Origin of the sequence: Canibacter zhuwentaonis (assembly GCF_018531145.1) — a bacterium.
Lineage (GTDB): Bacteria > Actinomycetota > Actinomycetes > Actinomycetales > Microbacteriaceae > Canibacter > Canibacter zhuwentaonis.
Genome location: NZ_JAHDSZ010000013.1, coordinates 1 through 21,172 on the forward strand (window position 1 = coordinate 1; position 21,172 = coordinate 21,172).

Consider the following 21,172-nt stretch of genomic DNA (forward strand, 5'->3'; position numbering starts at 1 on the left):
TCTCAGGAGGAGTGTATCCCGCAGGCCAGTTGAGCTTTGCCACAGATTCCTGGTACTCCTTATTTATATCAGCATACGAAACAAACCCTCTCGAGCCTGAACAGCCGCCTAAAAATAAAGCACCTGCGGCAGCAAACCCCGCAAGCAATTTATAGTAAGTGCGTGATTTTTTGTTTTCCATGATTTTCACCTTTCTTCATTAGAAATCTATCTGAGCGCCAGTGCCGGTTGCAACCTGGCAGCTTTAACAGCCGGAGCCAATCCACCCAAAAGCGCAGTCAGCTGGCACGCAGGCATTGTTGCTCACCACTACACCCGCTATCTCGGTGACCTTTCCGGTGGGCAAATGATTGCGAAACGGATCCGCTCACAACACGGTCTAGAAAGTGACAGCGTGGCGTTTTACGAGTTTGCCGAGCTCGGTGACCTTAACGAGTTTAAGCAGCAGTTATATGTTCGCAGAGATATTTTATACGCTCAATTAACCTCCACAGTTAGCGGTAACGGAAGTCTGAATTCCCGAAGGATCACCAAGCCTTGCTTTTTCTAGATTATTTCTGACAGCTTGACGTGTGTTATCGTCCGCACGCTCCTTACTCAGATAACCCATATCTAGCACTTTATCCAGATGAGTTAGCGCGTTATTAGCGGCTTGCTCATCGGTGGCATATGTTTTAAGCCACTCTTTATACCAGGCGCACTCATATTCTGAAGAGGCAGCGGTGTCCCCAATTCCTCTCTGATAAATAGTCCCATCTTCATCTTCTGCTAAGTTCTCAGGAGGAGTGTATCCCGCAGGCCAGTTGAGCTTTGCCACAGATTCCTGGTACTCCTTATTTATATCAGCATACGAAACAAACCCTCTCGAGCCTGAACAGCCGCCTAAAAATAAAGCACCTGCGGCAGCAAACCCCGCAAGCAATTTATAGTAAGTGCGTGATTTTTTGTTTTCCATGATTTTCACCTTTCTTCATTAGAAATCTATCTGAGCGCCAGTGCCGGTTGCAACCTGGCAGCTTTAACAGCCGGAGCCAATCCACCCAAAAGCGCAGTAATAACCGCCGCGCTAACAGCTATCAACGCGACTGCATAGGGATATTCCGGCGGGGTTACAGGCGAATCAGGCGGTAAAAACAGCATTACCGAAGCCACAACAAGCACCGACACTCCAATTGCAACCGCAGCAACCAGCACCGCCAGCAGCAGCGATCCACCTAAAACAAGCCCCCCAATACTACCACGGGTTGCCCCTAAAGCACGCCTGATCAGCAGTTCTTGTGTGCGCTGTTCTAGCGACGCGAGCCCTATGTTTATAAGCCCGACAGCGGAAACAAAAAGAAGTAGCGCCGCAATTGCCCCGAACCCTAACTGCAGCACGAACAGCGCGTCCTCGTAACTGCCAGCTCCTGTTTGCTCGCGAATCTGCGTTACTTTACCGCCACCCGCATCGCTTAAAATATCGTTAATCACAGTGCTCATTTGTTCCGAAGTATATCCAGACTTATTAAGCCAGTAGAAGTCAACACCGTTAACTTCCCACAGGCTCGGCGCATAAAAAGACACCGGTATCGGGTTAACATAGAAACGGGGATAATCTTGACCATCGTTAACAACCCCGACGAGGGTAAAAGGCACCGGATTGAGACTGTTCGCTGTTAACCCGTAAACCGTTTTATTCTGCTGCATTGCAGCTGCGGCGGCTTTGTTTACGACAATTTCTAATTTCATACCGCGCTCAGTATCGCTAAGCCAGCGACCTGAAACAAGGGGTAAGTTGTATATTTCACGGTATTCGGGGGTTGCGTAAACCGTGTCAAAAAATGCTTTATTTCGCAGTAGCAACTGCATTGCAACGGGATCCTGATTAGGATCTCCCCGATCAACCTGCGCAAAAGAAAACTGAGTTTTAGGAGTTGTAACCAGCGCAACACTCTGTCCTGTCGCTTTTAATCTTTTAATTATTGTTTCAAGAGCTGTAAAATCGCCGGCGTTGCTGTTTTGCACGCCGATAGCAAAAGTTGGTGCCCTGCCGAAAACCTGCTCATTGGTTGCCTCTATATAACTCTTGCCAACGGTGCCAATAAGCACCGATATAATCACGGCAATAATGCCTATAAGCATAGAAAAACTGGTTAAAAATGATCGCAGCGGGCTCAGCCTTAAATCTTTAAGAAGCATCAGAAACATCTATGATCCTTCCCATATCCATGCGCAATACGGTTGCGCAACTTGCCGCCACATCTTCATCGTGCGTCACAAGCAGCAGAGTTGCGCCAGCATTTTTTACGCAGTTATGTAAAAGTTCTAAAACTAGCTGCCCCGTTTGTTTATCAAGCGCTCCTGTTGGCTCGTCGCAAATTAGCAGTTCTGGCTCGCACACGAGCGCTCTAGCGATTGCAACACGCTGCTGCTCACCGCCGGATAGTTTACTGGGCAGCTCCGCAGCTTTCTCAGCTAAGCCAACCGCCTCAAGTGTTTGCATAATCTTCGCTTTGCGTTGCGACCTGCTCGGTTTATCTCCCCTATAGAGCAACGCAAGCTCAACGTTTTCGTAAACTCGTAGGTGTTTAATTAAAGAATAATTTTGAAACACAAAACCAATATTTTTTGCGCGCACACGTGAGCGCGCACTGTCACTAAGTGTTTTAACGGATATGTCCCCGTAAAAATAATCACCGCTAAAATCATTATTAAGCAAACCCAGTATAGACACCAGGCTGGTTTTACCAGATCCGCTTTTGCCAACCACAGCATAACTGTGTCCGCGCACTATGTTAAAATTAACATTAGCAACTGTCACAAGTTTTTCGCCGTTGCCAAGCCGCACCTGCGATGTTAAACCGCGCAGTTTTAGCAGAGCCTCCCCACGCGAAGGCTCGCTAGCAGCAACGGTTTCAAGGGGCTCAAAATCAACTGACATTTGCGCTACCCGTCATCCAGCGCGCGGGTCAAGATCGGGCGGTGTTAACAACACTTCATCGCCCTCTTTTAACCCGGATACTATTTCAATGCGTGCACCGTCGCTAACACCAAGCTGCACCTCAGTCTCAACCACAGCATCACCCTCTTTTTTGAGCACTCTGCCGTTTTGTGCGCGCCCAGCAACCGCGTTTAATGGTAAAACAAGCGCGTTTTGCTTAGCAACCCCCGAGAACACAACGGTTGCCTGCAGCCCCGAGTGAACCTCGAGACCTTTATCTATTAAGCACACGAGTTTTCCAGTGGATGCGCGGGGTGCCTGCGGGGAAGGCTCAGCTGAGACACCAGTATCCAACTTGTTTTTAGGTTGCCCGGTTTCACCGCCGGATGACAATCCGGGGTCTTGCGGTGTATCAGGTTCTGCATCAGATTCAGGGCCGAAACCAACCGGCGCAATAAAACCAGCGCCAGAAGTTGGAGGATCGTCTTGAAACTGCGGCGCATCATTTGACTGTGTTTTCGCAGAATCACCCGTGCCAATTCCAGCCATAACGGCGGTGCAGTTATTCGGACCTTGCCCTTCTAGAATCTGAAACTTTCCTGTCACATCCGCAAGACTCACACCGCTGGTTATTCTTGCCGCATCCGCCTCAATTGCGAAACCCTGATAGGTCATTTCAAACAGCGGGTAATTTTTGGGCACATCATCATTTTTGGGCAAAACCGATGTAATAACAACCGGCACGGGAGTAATTATTTCAGCTCCCGAGCTGTGACCGAGCACTTTTCCAGCGGCTACTTTATCGCCAACTTTTACCGCAGGCACAAACGCTCCCCGCGTCAGTGAAGATACAACAAAAGCTCCTGCCTGCGCAACAGTTGATTTTTGCGAAACAACCGGCGCCAATGACGCCTGTTTCACCGTGACCGTCTCCGCCCCGGTTGCACCAAGTCTCGCCGCGGATGCCTCACCGTTATTCTCTGCACACCCCACAATAAGCGGTGCCAGTAACACTAAGACACCCGCGGCGACTAACTTATTTTTCATTAAGGACTCAGCGAAACTAGTACGTAACGTATCCACCCCAGCTAGTATCACAGAACCAACCGCGGCAAGCCTTCATACGTCCCTGGAAAGCAAATTTAGTACCTTTAAGTATTCCTCCCCATTCCTGGATTCCTTTACCGTTCCACTGAAGCGACTCCGTAAACTGCGGACCTCCCCGAACCTTCATATTTCTTAATCCTAAACGCAAATGACCCGAAGGCATATCATAGACACTCAAGCTAATAGGACCGGTGTAAGTGTGAGTTCTTGTATGATCCCACATAACAAGCTCCCCGTGCCTGTTCATATTCCCGTAAGCATTATCAACTCGATTAGCTTGTGCATTAGCGGCGTTCATTCCGCCAAACATGAGAGCAATAGCCGCCACCGCAGCAATTATACATTTGCCTAATCTCCCCATTTTTACGCCTTTCTAACTATGAGGATTAAGAAACTCATTTTCGAGATTCTTACTTTATAAATATCGGATGATACTTACACTTGATAATGTAACAGGGTTATTTATGAATGTCAAGTTTTTCCAAAAACTAACCGCTCTCCTTAAAGCCCACCAGATCCCATGAGTTTCAAGACATATAAAGCAAGTTAAAGATTCCTATCCGACAATCGGAAATATTCACAGCTTATTCTCGGGAATGAGATTCTGAGAAAATCCCCCGCAGGAGCGACGGCAAACTATAATCCGGGTGTGGTATTTCCGCGATAGATCCGCTCGAAAGCGCTCACTGTTAAATCAATGTCGTGCTTTGCCGCGGTGGCTAAACTTGCTCGCTGCATTTTCGTAAACGAGGCGCTATCCTGCTCGAGCACGCGCGTGATTTTGTGTGCTAAATCCGTGGCACACCTCGGCTCAAACAGAAAGCCGTTTTCGCCCTCTGTCACCAGGTGCGGCAAAGCCATTGCGTTGGCCGCCACAATTGGCAGCCCGGATGCCATCGCTTCAAGCGTTGCGATCGACTGCAGCTCCGCCGTGGAAGCAATCGCAAACACGCTCGATCGCGTGAGAGTTGAGCGCAACTGCGCGTTGCTAACAGCGCCATGCCAAACAATGCGACTGCTCACACCCAGCTGTTGCGCCAGCTGTTGCAGCTCCTCTGTTTGCGCACCGCACCCAACAATGTCAAGGCAAACACTGTCGGGCAGTTTTTTTAAAGCGCGCACCAAAACGTGAATTTGCTTCTCGTGAGTGACGCGACCAACAAAAACAATTCTTTTTTCGGCGCGCTCGGTGAAATCAGCGGTGTAATCAGCGAGTTTAATGCCACAGCTAATTGCGCGCACACTCCGCTGCCGCGTCACATTTTCAAGCATTTTCGCGGCGCGCTCGGTGGGGGTTGTCACAACATCGGCGCGCGCTAAAATCTTGTCAGCATCTTGCCACGCCCACGCCAAAAAAATCTTGCGCATAAACTTCGGAATCGGAATAAACTCAATAATATTTTCCGCCATAATGTGATTAGTGGCAACCAGCCTAATATTACGGGCGCGCGCAACCTTAGAAAGCCCCCTGCCAACAACGATGTGCGACTGGAAATGGATCACGTCAGGCCGCACCTCGTCAATAATCTCGCTAACCAGCCCATTAATTCGCCACGGCCAGACAAAACGCAACCACTCGTGCACGCTGTAGCGCACAGAGGGCAGCCGGTGCACAATTAGATCAATGCCCTCAACTGTTTCGGTGAACTTTCCCACCTCGGATCGGCTAGCGGATGGAGCTACAACGTACACTTCGTGACCGCGACGAACCAATTCTGCTGCCAGTCGCTCTGCGAACCTGGCAGCCCCGTTAATGTTTGGTTTAAAAGTGTCACACCCGATAATAATTCGTAACGGACGTAGCTTTTGATCACCGCTTTTCATATTTATATAGTCTATTTAAGTAGCTTCTGAAAAACCACTAAATTAGCAGTTAATAAAATACTTTAATAAATAAACTACAAATAATTTTTAGGATGCCACACTAAAACTTCACCCTGGCGAATCCTCTTACCGCGCACAACGCTCACAATTTCACCGTGGCTTGCCGCCGCAAAAACCCGCCTGTCATTGGCGGTCTTCGCATCCGCCAGAGCACGCTCCAGCTCACGCACCCTGCCTTCAAGCCGTGCAACCTGATTTTCAAGCTCAAAAACGCGCATAATCCCCGCCAAGCTCATCCCCTCGAACGAAAGTTTAGCAACCCGGCGCAGCTGATTCACGTTGTGCATAGAATATCGCCGTGTGTTGCCGCGCGTGCGCTGCGGCTGCACCAGCCCGATACGGTCATACTGGCGCAGTGTTTGCGGGTGCATTTCCGCCAGCTCCGCCGCCTGCGCTATCGCAAAAATTGGCGAGTACAAATCCGTGTATTCTGTCACAGTTACTCCCTCCGGTGTGTGGAGGGCGCGGATCGCAGCGCATCCGCACCCTGACCGCTAATTTTTAGCCCGCGCTAAAAGATCCTGTCGCGGATTTTCTGCCGCTTCTACCCGCGCAAACTCGCGCAGCGCTTTTTCTTGTGCGCTGTTTAAGTTTTGCGGCACAGCAACCTGCACTTCAGCAAGCAGGTCTCCGGACGCGCCCGATTTTGCTTGCACTCCGCGCCCTTTAACACGCAGGATACGCCCGCTGGGCGTGCCCGGCTGCACTTTCAGCTTCACCAGACCACCGTCGAGCGTTGGCACCTCAACAGTAGCGCCAAAAACCGCCTCGGTAAAAGTAACCGGTAACTGCAGCTTGAGGTTGTTGCCGTCGCGCTCAAACACCGGGTGCGGGCGCACTTTCACAGTAATTATCAGGTCGCCGCGCGCACCACCTTCGCGACTTGCCTCGCCTGCCCCGCGCACGCGGATCTTTTTGCCGTTGCCAGCCCCGGCGGGAACACGCACTTTAACCTGCCCCTTGGGAGTCTGCACGGTTATTTTATCGCCCTTTATTGCGGTGATAAAGTCGATTACCGCAGTCGTTTCAATGTTTGCGCCCGGCGCTGGCGCGCCACCAAAACCGCCGCCGGAAAACATACTGAAAACGTCTTCAAAGCCTGCGCCCTGACCTCTGCCAAAGTGCGCGCCGCGGGAATTACCGCCTCCGAACATATTAAAAATATCCTCGAAGCCGCCTGCGCTACCCGCCGTGAATCTTGCGCCACCAGCGCCCATTGCCCGCACCTGATCATACTCGACACGCTGCTCGCTATCGCTTAAAACAGCGTAAGCTTCACTGATCTCTTTGAACTTGGTTTCAGCGGCTTTATTACCCGGGTTTGAATCCGGGTGATACTTGTGCGCCAGTTTATGGTACTTTTTGGTTAATTCTTTGTCGGTGACACTAGAATCAACCCCCAAAACCTTGTAAAAGTCTTTTTCCAACCAGTCCTGACTAGCCATCTGACGCTACCGCAACCGCAACTTTAGCAGGCCGCAATTCGACACTGCCAAGACGGTATCCTTTCTCAACAACGTCAAGCACGGTGTTTGGCTCCGCATCGGGAACTGGCGCCATCGTAATTGCCTCGTGCTGCGACGGATCAAAGGTATCACCAACCTCGCCAAAAGCTTGCAAGCCCTGTTTTGCAAGGGTTTGCTCCAGTTTTTGAGCGATCGCCGCAACCGCGCTGCCCTCGGGCAGATCTCCGTGCCGAGCTGCCCGGTTGAAATCATCGAGCACGGGCAGCAGCGTTTTAATAACCTGAGCCTTCGCGCGATCACGGTCAAGCTCGGCATTGTCTTCTGTGCGCTTGCGATAGTTCGCATACTCAGCGGTTAGCCGCCGCAGATCTTCAAGGTAGGGGTTGGTTTCGGATCCGCTAGCTACCGCGCTGTTTTCGTCAGCTGCGCCGGTCTCACAATCCCCGCCGGTCTCACAGGCTACGCCAGCGGAAGCGGACTGCGCCTCCTCTGACTGCTCGGTGTCAAGAATATCTGCAACCGTAAGCGGCTCTTCCTCAGGTGCGGCAGAGCCGGAGGTGTTTACCTCCGGCTCGCCCTGCTGAGGAACTGACCCGTCTGCTGGACACTGTTCCTCGTTAGTCATTGTTACTTTTGCTCCTCGTCGTCTTCAACAACCTCGGCGTCTTCAATGTCATCTGACTTTGTTTCGCCCTCGGCTGCTCCGGCATCTGCTTCAGCTGCGGCCACGTAAATAGCCTGCCCCAGCTTGCCCTGGCTCTCTGCGAGTTTATCCGCTGCCGCTTTTACCGCGTCATCGTCTTCTCCCGCGAGCGCCTCTTTCAGAGCCGCAAGATCCGCGTTTACCTCAGATTTAACATCTTCAGGTAGTTTGTCTTCATTCTCACTCACGAGTTTTTCAACGGAGTAGGCGAGCTGCTCAGCATTGTTACGGTTTTCAGCTGTTTCGCGACGCTTCTGATCTTCAGCAGCGTGCTCTTCAGCGTCCTTAACCATGCGATCAATGTCTTCCTGCGAGAGGCTTGATCCGCCAGAAATTGTGATCGTCTGCTCCTTGCCGGTGCCTTTATCTTTAGCAGAAACCTGCACAATGCCGTTAGCGTCAATATCGAATGTCACCTCGATCTGCGGAATACCGCGCGGTGCGGGGGCGATACCGGTGAGCTCGAATGTGCCAAGATTTTTATTGTCGCGGGTGAACTCACGCTCGCCCTGGAATACCTGGATAGAAACTGACGGCTGGTTGTCTTCTGCCGTTGTGAATGTTTCGCTGCGCTTGGTTGGAATTGCCGTGTTGCGCTTAATCAGCTTGGTCATAATACCGCCCTTGGTTTCAATTCCAAGAGATAGCGGGGTGACGTCGATCAACAAAACATCTTTGCGTTCACCCTTTAGCACACCAGCCTGCAGCGCAGCACCAACAGCCACAACCTCATCAGGGTTTACGCCCTTGTTGGGCTCTTTACCTCCTGTGAGCTGCTTTACCAGCTCGGTTACAGCTGGCATTCTGGTGGATCCACCAACGAGCACAACGTGCGCGATCTCGCTAACTTTAACGCCCGCTTCTTTAATAACGTCATTAAACGGTTTTTTGGTGCGCTCGAGCAGATCTTTTGTGAGCTCTTCAAACTTTGCACGGGTGAGAGTCTCGTCAAGGTTTACGGGGCCGTTTTCTGTTAGTGACAGATACGGCAGCTGAATACTCGTTGAGGTGCTTGTTGAAAGCTCTTTTTTAGCCTGTTCAGCAGCTTCTTTTAGACGCTGTAGCGAGATTTTATTGTCTGATACGTCTACCCCGGTGCTGTTTTTGAACTGTTTAATTAGCCAGTCTACGATCCGCTGATCCCAATCGTCACCACCGAGCCGGTTATCGCCGGAAGTGGCGCGCACCTGAATTGTGGACAGATCATCATCTTTGCCAACCTCGAGCAGTGACACATCGAAGGTGCCTCCGCCAAGGTCGAACACGAGAATTAGCTCGTCTTCTTTGCCCTTGTCGAGACCGTATGCGAGAGCTGCGGCGGTTGGCTCGTTTACGATGCGCAGCACGTTAAGGCCCGCGATTTCGCCGGCCTCTTTGGTTGCCTGGCGCTCTGCGTCATTGAAGTATGCCGGCACGGTAATAACCGCATCGGTTACTTTATCGCCCAGATATGTTTCAGCATCGCGCTTGAGTTTCATCAGCGTGCGGGCGCTAATTTCTTGTGCGGTGTATTTCTTGTTGTCGATATCAACTTTCCAGTCGGTGCCCATGTGGCGCTTTACCGAGGCGATAGTGCGATCAACGTTTGTGATCGCCTGGCGCTTTGCGGTCTCGCCAACAAGCACCTCGCCATCTTTTGCGAAAGCAACAATTGACGGGGTTGTGCGTGCGCCCTCGGCGTTTGCAATAACCTTTGGTTCGCCACCTTCAAGCACGGCAACAACCGAGTTGGTTGTTCCTAAGTCAATGCCTACTGCTCTTGACATTTTTACTCCTTGTTTCGTTTAAGTAAGTAACCGGATTGCCCGGCGGCCACCATATGTGAGCCTTATGCACTCAAGTTTACTATCTGAAACTGTTTTGTCAAGTTGAAATCAAAAACCTTAGTCGATGTCACTAAAGTTTGGCTCTTCTCGTCCGGCGCAGCCAGATCCGCCTCCATAAGTACGTTAATATTAAAGAGACCCCAACAGGAACGACTGTTTTAATGAGAAAAATAAAACTTACACGGGAGCAGCTCGAGGTTTACGAGCGCCTCGAATCCACGCGCGAGCACTTTTTTGTGACCGGGCGCGCGGGCACAGGCAAATCAACGCTGCTTGACCATTTTGCGAAAAGCAGCGCCAAAACCATCGCTATCTGCGCTCCCACGGGGGTTGCCGCGCTCAATGTCGGCGGGCAGACGATCCACTCGCTGCTGCGCCTGCCAACGGGCGTGCTCGCCGACGAGCCGCTAATACAGCGCAAGACGCTCAAAAAAATGCTGCGGACGCTCAACACGCTCATAATCGACGAAATATCCATGGTTTCCGCGGATCTTATGGATGCCGTCGACAGGGCGCTGCGACAGGCGCGCGACGAACCGCACCTCGCATTTGGCGGGGTGCAGCTGATTATGTTCGGGGATCCCTACCAACTGCCGCCCGTGATGCCCCGTGATCCGCATGAAAAAGCCTATTTTCAAGACACCTACAAGTCGATCTGGTTTTTTGATGCGGATGTGTGGCAGAAAACGCACGTACACGTTATCGAACTGCGCGAAATCCACCGCCAGAAGGACGGGCATTTTAAGGACATTCTTTCTGCTGTGCGCAACGGCACGGTGGATGCGAATATGGCGCACGCGCTAAACAGCGCGGGTGCGCGCGCGGTGCCGTCGAAACAGCGGATCATAACCTTGGCAACGACCAACCGCGTGGTAAACGAGATTAACGCGCGCGAGCTTGCGAAACTGCCCGGCGATGTTTTTCACGAGCACGCCACGATCACGGGCACTTTTAACGGCGAGACGCCCGCTGAAAAGGTGCTCAAGCTGAAAGTCGGCGCGCAGGTTATGTTTTTACGCAATGACGCTGAGGGTCGGTGGGTTAACGGCACTCTCGGCGAGGTCACCGCAATTTCCAAGACCAATGCTGTGACCGTGCGAGTTGACGGTAAAGAGCACCGCGTCAGGCCTGTAACCTGGGAAAGAAACCAGTATTTTTATGATTCTGAGAATAGAACCCTGGATAAAAAGCCCGTCGCGGAGTTTGTGCAGCTACCGTTGCAGCTTGCCTGGGCTATCACTATCCACAAGTCGCAGGGACACACGTACGACAGCGCTGTTATTAACCTGGGCAATCGGGTTTTTAGCGCGGGTCAAACATATGTTGCGCTAAGCCGTTTGCGCTCGCTCGAGGGGCTGTATCTGACTCGACCCCTACGACCTGGCGATATTTTCGTGGATCACAATGTGACCCGCTTTATGCAGCAGCACCTGCGCCTTAACGCGCCCAAAGCAGGCAGCTCAGATGAATCTGCCAATGAGCACAGCACAAAAAATGCTGACAAACCCGGACCTGACTAACAACATCGTCCCAAAGCGCGCAGTTAGATCGCTGCGCTCAGAGGACGAACGGCTAGAAGTAATGCGTACAGGCGCTTAAAAGCGCCACACAACCGCTTGGAAACCAGCGGGAGGAGTCGGCTTGAAGTTCTTAACCTCGGTTACAAGACCGCTGCCAGCGGGAATGTTTGACTGGATAATCTGCAGCGTACCGTCGGGATTAACCCCGGTCACCAACACTGTATGCACTCCGGTAACCCAGGAATCGGGCGACCCGAGGTGCTCGTACTGAATGATATCGCCGGGAAGAGCAGCAGATGCGGGCAAGCGGATCGCATTCGCATAGTTACCAACAGGAGTTCCGATACCGCCGTACCAGTTACCACCACCGGCGCGAATCCACCGCTGCGCAGACATTATGCACTCACCGGGGGCGCTCCAACCGGTTGGACGGCTTGTGCCGACTTCACTTTTTGCGAGCGCGATTGCAACCTCAACATCAAAGCCGTGAGCGATGTTGTTAAAGTCAGCAACCGTTGCGGTTGTAAGCGCCTGCAGGCTTTCGTTGATCAGATCGTCGGCCGTTGTGGCGAGGGTTTGAGAGGTTACCGGGCCGAGCGCAGGGCTTGCAGAAACACTGAAATCGTATTCCTGAGACTGGTCAGCAAAAGCAGGCGCTATGCTGTGAACCGATGCGAACACTGCAACAGCAGCCACAATAAGCGCTTTATGCACCTTTTCCGCTCCTCCTGTTTTTGACACTCAGAATAGTAATAAGAATTATAGCAAACAATTCAACGTGTTACCTGTACGTTACAAACCGGGCTGCTTGACAACTTTTTTACCAGACGATAATCTTTAAAATCATAGCATACACACAAATCCACCTCGCTCCAGCATACTATGTTTGAGACGCAGAAGATCGGTAAATAAGGAAATGCCTCCCCTCAATAAGAAAATGATTGCGTCGATCACAGACGCAGTTAAAACATACAACGGAATTAATGTTGTTAACGGCGTAACGTTTGAACTACTCGCCGGAAACACCACTGTTTTAGTCGGTCCAAACGGATCGGGCAAAACAACAACAATCGAAATGCTAACCGGTTTGCGCTCCATGACGGGCGGCAAAGCGGTTATCGCGGGCATTCCGGTTAAGCCGGGCGGTGAGCACAGATTCCATACCGGCGTGCAGCTGCAAAGCTCAGGTTTACCCTCTAAAATAAAAACAAAAGAGGTAATTCGGTCGATTGAGTGCCTCTATTCCAACCCCGCCGACTGGAAAACCCTGGCGGCAGAGCTGGGCGTGGATACTTACCTCAACTCGACGGTCGATAACCTATCAGGCGGGCAGCGCCGCAGACTAGACATTCTTTGCGCGGCAATGGGTCGCCCCTCACTACTCGTGCTAGACGAGCCAACAAGCGGCATCGACCCCGAAGGTCGCGCGCTAGTCTGGGATTTTGTGCGCTCGTTAAGCTCCAAGGGCTGCGCGGTGCTCACCTCAACGCACGATATGGCAGAGGCGGAAGCATTCGCCGACGAGCTGCTAGTAATGGCACAGGGTAAAATACAGCTTCGGGGAAGCGTCGCCAACGTGCTAGCAAGCCTGGGCGGCGACCGCAGAATCAGGGTGTTATCGCCCAGCTCGACCGCCGTAGAAATCGTTAAAAACTCGGGTCTGCGCTTTGCTCATACGGGATCTTCAATTGTGCTTATTGGCAGCGCGGATCAAACAGCACGGGTAGCAGCTCAGCTTGATGAAAAAGATCCGGCAGCGGATGTGCTATCCGGGCCGGTGCGGCTTGAGGATGTGTTTTCCATAATAACAGAGCCAACAACTGAGCAGGGAGGCGAAAATGTCTCAGCATCCTAAAGCCGGATCTCAAATACGGATTCTAAAAGTTTGGTACAAACAAGAGCTATTCCTGCTGTTTAGAGAACCGGTTGCCGTTTTCTTTTCCCTGGCTTTTCCTCTTATTATATACATATTTGTAGGTGTGCCTTACGCGGATAGTATAATTCCAGAAACCCAGGTTAGATTCATAGACCTGATATTCCCTTCACTGCTTGGAATTGTTGCAGCCAACCTCCTGTTAATGGGGTTGTCTATATATATTGCCGAGCTTAGAGCCCGGCAGGTTGATAAACGGTATCGGTCGCTGCCGCTATCCGGAGTTAGCTTTGCCACGGCAATTATTTCGGCTATGCTAACGCTAACCGTTTTAGCTTCTGGAATAATAATCAGCGTTGTAGGGGCTACCCACAGGCTGCGCCCTGAAGTTATCGCACCGATGTTCATCCTGTTAAATATCGGGCTAATCGCGTTTTTGTGTTGCATCGGATTTTTCTTAGGAACACTCCCACTCGGAACACGTGCAATTCAGGCTCTAACCACGGCACTATTTTTTGTTATGTTCTTCGGATCGGGCGCTGCCGTGCCAATAGACGCGCTGCCAAAAATTGTGCAGCAGATTCTTGAGTGGAATCCGCTGAAAATCTGGTTTGATGCGCTTGTTGCGGCATACACCGGCACAGATTTCCCAGATAGCAGCGGATGGAAAATCGCCCTCACATTTGCGCTAGCGCTCTGCTGCGCCCTAGTGGGTCTTAGGAACTGGAAGAAGGAAGGTTAGGCGCGGGTATGAGCATAAATAAAATACACAAAAACACAACTAATTGGCTGCTCGCGCTGTTTGCGATACAGCTTATCAGTCTCGTACTAGCTTTTTACGCGCAGACGCAGGAATCGTGGCACGGAATCCCGCAGGTGACCGTTGCAGGTTTTGCGGTCTGTCTGTCTTTTATACTGTCGAGCATCGCGCTGCTTTATATAGTGCCCAGGCTTGGGTTGGTGTCGTCGATAGCATACGGCGCACTCGTCGTTTACAGCGCTATATCCGTGCTCTTCACCGGCAAAATATACCTACTGTGGTGCATAGCAACCGCCGTGCCCGCCCTGGCGTTAATAGCGCTGGCGGTCTACGCCTGGCTACAGCTCAACAAGGCACGCAAAACGAGCTAACAAGCAAGGCTCACAAAAGCGCTGAGCGCGTGAAGCTTATGCTCGCACGCGCTCAGGAAAACTAGACTCCCAGGCTTCCCGCATCGGTTACAGTCACATCCGCAACCTCCCAGTTAAGGTGGGAACGAGAGGCGGTGGGGCCGCGCTGCCCGTAATAGCGGGAATTAGTTGCGCCCCGACCGTAAGGCCGATCCGCCGCGCTCGAAAGCTGGAAAAAACACAGCTGCCCAATTTTCATGCCCGGCCAGAGCCTAATTGGCAGGGTTGCCACATTCGACAGCTCCAGGGTCACATGCCCGGAAAATCCCGGATCGATGAACCCAGCAGTCGAGTGCGTTAAAAGCCCCAGCCGACCCAGCGAGCTCTTACCCTCCAGCCGCGCCGCAATATCATCAGGCAGCGTGACGAACTCAAAAGTAGACCCCAAAACAAACTCGCCGGGGTGCAGCACAAAGCCCTCGCTCGGATCCGCCTCAATCAGCCGCGTTAGCTCTTCCTGCTGTCTTGATGGATCTATTTCAGCGTATTTGTGGTTATCAAACAGCCTAAAAAACCTGTCAAGGCGAACATCAACGCTCGACGGTTGCACAAGCTCCGCAGAACTCGGAAATAGCCCTATGCGCCCGCTATCTAGCTGAGCTTTAATATCACGATCTGAAAGCAACACGGCACTATTCTACCGCGTATTAGGCAACTCTGTAACGCCACTCGTCGTTATCAAACTTGTTTTTAACCAGCTCGTTTGCCCGCTGCAGCTCGGTCTCTGTCAGCTCAGAATCGGTACCACCGTGTCGCTGCTTAAACACCGCCACCATTTTCACAATAATATCTTCGCGCGCCATGCCCGTCTGCGTGCGCAGCGGATCCACCCGCTTCTGCGCGCTCTTAATGCCCTTATCGCTCAGCTTCTCGCGCCCGATCCGCAGCACCTTCATCATCGCCTTGGCATCCATATCGTAGGCGATTGTCACGTGATGCAGCACGCCGCCATTGCCGAGGCGTTTTTGCGCCGCGCCACCAATTTTGCCCTGCGGACCGGTGATGTCGTTGAGCGGCACGTATCGCGCGTCAAATCCCATCTGCTGAAACGCCTCAATAACCCACTCGTCCAAAAAGGCGTAGCTCTCCTCAAAGCTCTGCCCGCGCACGAGCGACTCGGGCACGTGCAGCGCGTAGGTGATGCAGTTTTCCGGCACCATATACATCGCGCCACCGCCGGAGATGCGGCGGATCACAGTTGCGCCCAGCTCTTTAGCGCCCTCAATATCAATCTCGTTCTTAACAGACTGGAAACTGCCGATAAACACCGCCGGGCTGCTCGACTCCCAAATGCGCAGGGTGGGGTTACGTTCGCCCGCAGCAACCGCATTGGTGAGCACCTCATCAAGCGCGGCATTAACCAGCGGATGCACCGGCTCGCCGTGAATAATATCCCACTCGTAATCACGCCAGCTGACAGCGCTCGTTAGCGCGCGGCGAATAACCGTGCCAATAGCTGCTGGGCTGGTGCCAATAAGGTGGCTATCAACCGGCAGCTGTGAGGTTACAGCGTCTGTGATGTCGGTTATAGAAGAGTTTTTTGAAAGCCCATTAACCGCTTTGTTAATCAAGTCAAGGGTTTCATCGGGTTCTAAAAAGAAATCACCAGACAGTTGGAAATTACCTATCTTGCCGCCCTCTACCGAGAAGTCGCAAACGGTGAGTTTACCGCCGGGGGTTTTATATTCGCCGTGATACTGCATTTTAACTGCTTTCTGTTAGTTGATCGGTAAGCCAAGTCATAACGTCTGAAACAAACTCGTCTCTGTTTGTTTCATGCAATAATTCGTGTCGTGCGCCCTCGTACACTCGCAACGAAACATCACGCACGCCCGCGCGGCGAAAATCGCTCGCGAGTTTTTGTAACCCAAATTTTCTATTCAGGCGATCGGCGCTTCCTGAAACAATCAGAATAGGCACCTCAGCTGCCAGCCCCGCTTTGGGCTTGCCAAAAAGCCGCAGAGCATCCAACACCCCAAACTGTTTAGGAATATTAACGCTTGAACAGTAGGGGTCACTCATAAATCGCTCGCCGTTTGCGGCATCGCGGCTCAGCCACTCCATGCCGTCTCTCGCACCGAAAGATTTATTAAAATCCGCCGCTCTCATGTGCCGCGCAGTGCGGTAAGCAGACCCAGACAGCACAACAGCACGCCAGAGTCGCGGCTGGCACTGGATGATCCGCTGCGCCATCAGCGAACCCCAGGAGTGCGCGAAAACCGCCACCGGCAAATCTGGATTTTCTTTTTTAATAATCGCCGTGAGCTGCGTTATTGCTTCCTCTGTTGCACGCAAACCACCCCTGCCGAGCTTACCTATTTTGCGCGGATTTTCTCCGTGCTGCGCAAACCCGGTGCGCCCGTGCCCGCGGTGATCTTCCGCGTAAACAACAAACCCGGCGCGCGCCAGTTCCCGCGCAAACCTGCCATAGCGATCGGAATATTCACCCACTCCGTGCACCAGCTGCACAGCGCCCACAATGCTGTTCACAGCCGCAGCCGGATCCGCCGCAATTGGCCCGGTTAGATTCTTAGAAAAATCTGCGGGAAACCATTTTTGTGCGTGAATCACAACACCGTACTTGTCAGTGTATGTAAAACGCTGATGAGTTACCGCCATACAGTATATTCTTACATCTGCAACACAAAAACAACTGGGATTTAGAATTTTGCTCAGCTGTGAGCAATAAACTAGTAGCATGAACAAAATAACTATTTCTGTGCCAAACGTAGAGCTCTGCAATTATCTTGCTAAGCACTTTAATCGCGAGCAGGTAGCAATATATATGTGGGACATGAAATCAGAACCTCCCGTAACAAAGTTCGACATGGTTGTCGCACCCTATCTTGACGGACCGAATATTTTGAGCGCGCTCGAGGGCGTGAACACGAAACTGCTGCAGTGGCAATCAATCGGCTATGACGGCGTGAGCGACTATCTGCCGGTCGGGGTGCAGTTTGCGAATGCCGCGAGCGTGCATGAAACCGCGACTGCCGAGCTTGCTGTTGGGCTTGCAATAGCGGCGCAGCGCGACCTAAAAACTTTTTTCCGCGCACAAGAGCAGAGCACCTGGCAGCCGGGCACAACCCGGGCGCTAGCGGATCGGCGCGTCACCGTTGTTGGTAACGGCGGAGTTGGTAGGGCTGTGTGCGAGCGACTCGCCCCGTTTGAAGTGAAACTAACTCGCGTTGCAAACAGCGCGCGCACAGAGACTCTGCCCAGCGGTGAAACTGTGCAGGTTTACAGCGCAGACCAGCTCGATGAGATTCTAATTAACACCGATATTTTAATTCTTACGGTGCCTCTAACCGCCACCACAGAACACCTGATCAACGCTGAAAAACTCAAGCTCCTGCCCGATGCGGCGCTGCTTGTGAACGTTGCGCGCGGCAAGGTTGTTGACACCCGCGCGCTAGTTGCCGAGCTCACATCCGGCCGGCTGCGCGCCGCGCTTGACGTGATCGATACGGAACCGCTGCCCGAGTCGCATCCGCTGTGGCAGCTTGAAAACGTGCTCATCACACCGCACACCGGCGGCGATGCTGACAGCATGATGCCGCGCCTGCACGCGCTGTTACGCCGACAAATCACCGCGCTTCTGCGAGACGAACAACCCGAAAACATTGTGGACTGCATAAAATAACGATACGTGTAGATTAACGTGATTTTATAGTTATTGCAGTTCGGAGAAAAATTGGCACAGTCAAACCTAGGTAAAGTAGTTTCCCTGGCTAAAAAGCGCGGTTTTGTTTACCAAGCCGGTGAGATTTATGGCGGATCGCGATCCGCCTGGGATTACGGTCCGCTAGGAACCGCGCTAAAAGAAAATATTAAGCGCCAGTGGTGGTTGGCGATTGTGCAGCGGCGCGAAGATGTTGTGGGCATTGACTCCAGCGTGATTCTGCCCAAAGCCGTGTGGGAAGCCTCGGGACACGTGGATGTTTTTAGTGATCCGCTGGTTGAGTGCACGAGTTGCCACAAGCGAGGGCGCGAAGATCACCTGCTCGAGGCTTTTGCTGAGAAAAAAGGACGTGAGGCTAGCAGCATGGCAGAGATTGTGTGCCCGAACTGCGGCACGCGGGGTGAGTGGACCGAGCCGCGCGAATTTTCTGGGCTTTTGAAAACCTTTTTGGGGCCCGTTGATGACGCGAGCGGCTTGCACTACCTGCGCCCTGAAACTGCTCAGGGAATCTTTGTGAACTTTGCCAATGTGCTGCAATCCGCTCGCATGAAACCACCCTTTGGAATCGGGCAGATCGGCAAGAGTTTTCGCAACGAAATTACCCCCGGCAATTTTATTTTCCGCACGCGCGAGTTTGAGCAGATGGAAATGGAATTTTTTGTTGAGCCTGGCACAGATGAAAAGTGGCTGGAATACTGGATGCAGGAGCGCATGAGCTGGTACACAAATCTAGGGATTAACCCTGACAATCTGCGTTTTTATGAGCATCCACAGGAGAAACTGTCTCACTATTCTAAGCGCACTGTGGATATTGAGTATCGCTTTGGTTTCACCGGCGGGCAGTGGGGCGAGCTGGAGGGCATTGCCAACCGCACCGACTATGATCTCGCAACTCACGCGAGCAAATCCGGCAAAGATCTAAGTTATTTCGATCAGACCAAAAACGAACGCTGGACTCCCTATGTAATCGAGCCTGCTGCGGGACTTACCCGGTCACTCATGGCATTTCTTGTTGATGCCTACCGCGAAGAAGAGCTCACCAACTCGAAGGACAAAACCGAGATTCGCGTTGTGCTGGGTCTTGATCCGCGCCTTGCGCCGGTTAAAGTTGCTGTGCTCCCGCTCAGCCGCAATGAGCAGCTGTCACCGCTCGCACGTAAACTGGCGAGCAAGCTCCGCGAAAAATGGAATGTGGATTTTGATGATGCCGGGGCTATTGGCAGGCGCTACCGCCGCCAGGATGAAATCGGCACGCCATTCTGTGTCACAATTGACTTTGACTCGCTCGATGATAACGCCGTAACCGTGCGCGAGCGCGACAGTATGCAGCAGACGCGCGTGCCACTGGCGGAGCTCGTAAATCTGCTCACAGAAAAACTAGAGGGTGCGTAAAATTGCCCCACAATCACACGTCAGAATTACAAAGCGCAGCGCCCAAAAAAACATACCCCTGGGCGCATAAAGCTGTTCCCGCAGAGTCTCAGCATCTCCCATTTCACAGGCTACTGCGTGGCATAAACAACTACGCCTGGTGGAAACCGCTTGCCATCGCGGGAATCGGTATTGGCTATTACATTGCTATGGTAATTGTGGCAACCATTGCCTACATTCTCGCGATGCAGGTTGCTGCCGCCGGCGGTTCTGCGTCGCCGGCAGAGCTGCAGAAAATCGCCAACGATCTGGGCGTTATTGATACCCGCCATCCGGCGCGGCTCGCGTATCAGCTCGGCTCGATTATCCTGATGATACCTGCTACTTGGCTTGCGCTGCTCACCTTCCGGGCGCACCCGACCGGTATTTTCTTCTCGGTTGTAGGGCGAATCCGCTGGAGTCTGTTCGGATACTCGCTCGGCATTGCGGTCATCACCTTTGTTGGTGCGCAGGTGATCGCAACCGTTGTTGAGAGTATTTTTGGGGAGGCCTCAACCGATACGCTCACCAAAGACACAACCCCGCTTGATGCGAGCACCCTTGTTTGGTCGCTGATTATTATTGTACTGCTTGTGCCCCTGCAGGCGACCGCTGAGGAGTATATTTTCCGCGGAGCAATGCTACAGATGCTTGGGGCGTGGATTCGCAACCCGATTGTGCCATCCCTGATTACAACCCTGCTGTTTGTTATCGGTCACGGCTACGAACTGTGGGGGCTAATTTTGGTGGGGCTGCTCGGTTTAACCGTAACATTTTTGACAATTCGCACGGGCGGCATTGAGGCTGGAATTGCGATTCACATGGTAAATAACCTGGTTGTTTTTGGGATTCTCGCGAGCGGTGTGACGGGCGACACCAAGCAGTCTGAGAGCGCCGGTAATATTGCCAGTGCGATCTTAAATATTATTATGTACGCGGTTTATATTGGCGCGATTGAACTGGTGTGGCGCAAGCGTAAGAACACGCACGGATGGCAAAACTACCGTGAAACGAAGGCTGCCGCCGCGCCCGATGGCGCATTTAGCGCGCCGCATCCTGCTAGCGTGTCCGTGGGTGCGGATGTGCCGCCGGCGGTGCAAACTGGCATCAGTGCATCGGTAGGTACGGGCTATACTGCGGCAACTCCCGTGGCGGGATCTCCTGCGGCGGCGGATGCTGCCGTGCCAGCTGCGCCGCCAGTTCCCGCAGCTGTGTCCACAACGCCTCAGCCGCCGGTGTCTCAGCAGACGCCGATACTTCCGCCAGCGCCTCTGATTTCAGCGGCACACAAGCCTGTTACGCCAACAACCGCTCAACAAACGCTGCCACAAGAGTGCACCTGCGGCTACGCAACAACGTTTAATACCTCACCCACAGCGTTAACGTCAGCAAACACAGCGCCCGCGCCGCGAGCGCACCCGGCATATGCACCCGAGCCGCGCCCTCTCGAGTCGTACACCCCTGCGCCAAGCCCGCCTATTACCCGAGAGGAAACACCGCAACTCGACGGTACTTCGCTAATTCCGCCCGCGCCCGATATCGCACCCAGAAGACCCCGTCGTGCAGCGCCCGATCCGCAACCGCCCCGATACGCTTCGCCATCACAGTAAA

At 52.6% G+C, this 21,172-nt stretch carries 22 protein-coding genes; 8 read left to right on the forward strand and 14 right to left on the reverse strand.

The genetic code is table 11. The annotated features are described in order from the left end of the window. A partial coding sequence (locus KJY78_RS05880; protein WP_250544224.1) for a hypothetical protein occupies positions 1 to 181 on the reverse strand: 181 nt, incomplete at its 3' end. 54 nt (positions 182 to 235) lie between these two features. Here KJY78_RS05880 and KJY78_RS05885 point away from each other — a divergent pair. Next, positions 236 to 550 (forward strand): biliverdin-producing heme oxygenase, encoded by a 315-nt coding sequence (locus KJY78_RS05885; protein WP_250544226.1) that lies wholly within the window; start codon positions 236 to 238, stop codon positions 548 to 550. Here the strand turns inward: KJY78_RS05885 and KJY78_RS05890 are convergent. From KJY78_RS05890 to dnaK, 9 genes are all read right to left on the reverse strand, one after another. Further along, positions 482 to 955 (reverse strand): hypothetical protein, encoded by a 474-nt coding sequence (locus KJY78_RS05890; protein WP_214337680.1) that lies wholly within the window; start codon positions 953 to 955, stop codon positions 482 to 484. The two genes, KJY78_RS05885 and KJY78_RS05890, sit on opposite strands and share 69 nt — an antisense overlap. Before the next feature lie 26 nt (positions 956 to 981). Further along, positions 982 to 2,187 (reverse strand): ABC transporter permease, encoded by a 1,206-nt coding sequence (locus tag KJY78_RS05895; RefSeq protein WP_214337681.1) that lies wholly within the window; start codon positions 2,185 to 2,187, stop codon positions 982 to 984. Next, positions 2,168 to 2,920, reverse strand: a complete 753-nt coding sequence (locus tag KJY78_RS05900; protein WP_214337682.1) for an ABC transporter ATP-binding protein — start codon at positions 2,918 to 2,920, stop codon at positions 2,168 to 2,170. Before KJY78_RS05900 ends, KJY78_RS05895 begins: the two co-directional genes overlap by 20 nt. A 12-nt stretch (positions 2,921 to 2,932) precedes the next feature. Continuing rightward, entirely contained in the window at positions 2,933 to 3,967 is a 1,035-nt protein-coding gene (locus KJY78_RS05905) for a hypothetical protein (protein ID WP_214337683.1), read from the reverse strand. A gap of 696 nt (positions 3,968 to 4,663) precedes the next feature. Beyond that, a complete protein-coding gene (locus KJY78_RS05910; protein ID WP_214337684.1) occupies positions 4,664 to 5,851 on the reverse strand; it encodes a glycosyltransferase in 1,188 nt (395 codons plus the stop codon). Between the two features lie 74 nt (positions 5,852 to 5,925). Further along, positions 5,926 to 6,348, reverse strand: a complete 423-nt coding sequence (locus tag KJY78_RS05915) for a heat shock protein transcriptional repressor HspR (protein ID WP_348771216.1) — start codon at positions 6,346 to 6,348, stop codon at positions 5,926 to 5,928. A gap of 57 nt (positions 6,349 to 6,405) precedes the next feature. Further along, positions 6,406 to 7,356: a DnaJ C-terminal domain-containing protein gene (locus tag KJY78_RS05920; protein ID WP_214337685.1), complete on the reverse strand. Its 951-nt coding sequence runs from the start codon at positions 7,354 to 7,356 to the stop codon at positions 6,406 to 6,408. Continuing rightward, the gene (locus tag KJY78_RS05925) at positions 7,349 to 8,002 is read right to left on the reverse strand and encodes a nucleotide exchange factor GrpE (RefSeq protein WP_214337686.1); all 654 of its coding nucleotides are present in this window, start codon (positions 8,000 to 8,002) and stop codon (positions 7,349 to 7,351) included. The genes KJY78_RS05920 and KJY78_RS05925 overlap by 8 nt, the downstream gene beginning before the upstream one ends. Before the next feature lie 2 nt (positions 8,003 to 8,004). Beyond that, complete coding sequence (gene dnaK / locus KJY78_RS05930; protein WP_214337687.1) at positions 8,005 to 9,846, reverse strand: molecular chaperone DnaK; 1,842 nt, start codon at positions 9,844 to 9,846, stop codon at positions 8,005 to 8,007. 221 nt (positions 9,847 to 10,067) lie between these two features. Between dnaK and KJY78_RS05935 the strand changes: the two genes are divergently transcribed. Beyond that, positions 10,068 to 11,426, forward strand: coding sequence for an ATP-dependent DNA helicase (locus tag KJY78_RS05935; protein WP_214337688.1), 1,359 nt, complete (start codon positions 10,068 to 10,070; stop codon positions 11,424 to 11,426). A 75-nt stretch (positions 11,427 to 11,501) separates the two neighbouring features. Here the strand turns inward: KJY78_RS05935 and KJY78_RS05940 are convergent, their stop codons facing one another. Beyond that, positions 11,502 to 12,140, reverse strand: a complete 639-nt coding sequence (locus KJY78_RS05940) for a lipase (protein WP_250544225.1) — start codon at positions 12,138 to 12,140, stop codon at positions 11,502 to 11,504. Positions 12,141 to 12,342: 202 nt separating this feature from the next. On the opposite strand from KJY78_RS05940, the gene KJY78_RS05945 reads away from it, so the two are divergent. The 3 genes from KJY78_RS05945 to KJY78_RS05955 are packed head-to-tail and all read left to right on the forward strand — an operon-like array spanning position 12,343 to position 14,430. Then, a complete protein-coding gene (locus KJY78_RS05945) occupies positions 12,343 to 13,281 on the forward strand; it encodes an ABC transporter ATP-binding protein (RefSeq protein WP_214337689.1) in 939 nt (312 codons plus the stop codon). Further along, on the forward strand, positions 13,265 to 14,041 hold the full coding sequence (locus KJY78_RS05950; RefSeq protein ID WP_214337690.1) for an ABC transporter permease: 777 nt from the start codon (positions 13,265 to 13,267) through the stop codon (positions 14,039 to 14,041). The genes KJY78_RS05945 and KJY78_RS05950 overlap by 17 nt, the downstream gene beginning before the upstream one ends. 8 nt (positions 14,042 to 14,049) lie before the next feature. Next, positions 14,050 to 14,430 (forward strand): hypothetical protein, encoded by a 381-nt coding sequence (locus KJY78_RS05955; RefSeq protein WP_214337691.1) that lies wholly within the window; start codon positions 14,050 to 14,052, stop codon positions 14,428 to 14,430. A gap of 61 nt (positions 14,431 to 14,491) precedes the next feature. Here KJY78_RS05955 and dcd read toward each other — a convergent pair whose 3' ends face one another. From dcd to KJY78_RS05970, 3 genes are read right to left on the reverse strand one after another with little or no spacing between them, the layout of a single operon-like run. After that, positions 14,492 to 15,097, reverse strand: coding sequence for a dCTP deaminase (gene dcd, locus KJY78_RS05960; protein ID WP_214337692.1), 606 nt, complete (start codon positions 15,095 to 15,097; stop codon positions 14,492 to 14,494). Positions 15,098 to 15,116: 19 nt separating this feature from the next. Then, the gene (gene lplB, locus KJY78_RS05965; protein ID WP_214337693.1) at positions 15,117 to 16,172 is read right to left on the reverse strand and encodes a lipoate-protein ligase small subunit; all 1,056 of its coding nucleotides are present in this window, start codon (positions 16,170 to 16,172) and stop codon (positions 15,117 to 15,119) included. Position 16,173: 1 nt separating this feature from the next. After that, a complete protein-coding gene (locus tag KJY78_RS05970; RefSeq protein WP_214337694.1) occupies positions 16,174 to 17,088 on the reverse strand; it encodes an alpha/beta fold hydrolase in 915 nt (304 codons plus the stop codon). A gap of 79 nt (positions 17,089 to 17,167) precedes the next feature. Between KJY78_RS05970 and KJY78_RS05975 the strand changes: the two genes are divergently transcribed. Genes KJY78_RS05975 through KJY78_RS05985 form a run of 3 tightly spaced genes read left to right on the forward strand, consistent with a single transcriptional unit; the run spans position 17,168 to position 21,171 of the window. Continuing rightward, positions 17,168 to 18,112 carry an NAD(P)-dependent oxidoreductase gene (locus KJY78_RS05975; RefSeq protein ID WP_214337695.1) on the forward strand — a complete coding sequence of 315 codons (945 nt, stop codon included), beginning with the start codon at positions 17,168 to 17,170 and terminating at the stop codon, positions 18,110 to 18,112. Positions 18,113 to 18,163: 51 nt separating this feature from the next. Then, positions 18,164 to 19,543, forward strand: a complete 1,380-nt coding sequence (locus tag KJY78_RS05980; protein WP_214337696.1) for a glycine--tRNA ligase — start codon at positions 18,164 to 18,166, stop codon at positions 19,541 to 19,543. A gap of 2 nt (positions 19,544 to 19,545) precedes the next feature. Beyond that, a complete protein-coding gene (locus tag KJY78_RS05985) occupies positions 19,546 to 21,171 on the forward strand; it encodes a CPBP family intramembrane glutamic endopeptidase (protein ID WP_214337697.1) in 1,626 nt (541 codons plus the stop codon). Position 21,172: the final 1 nt, after the last annotated feature.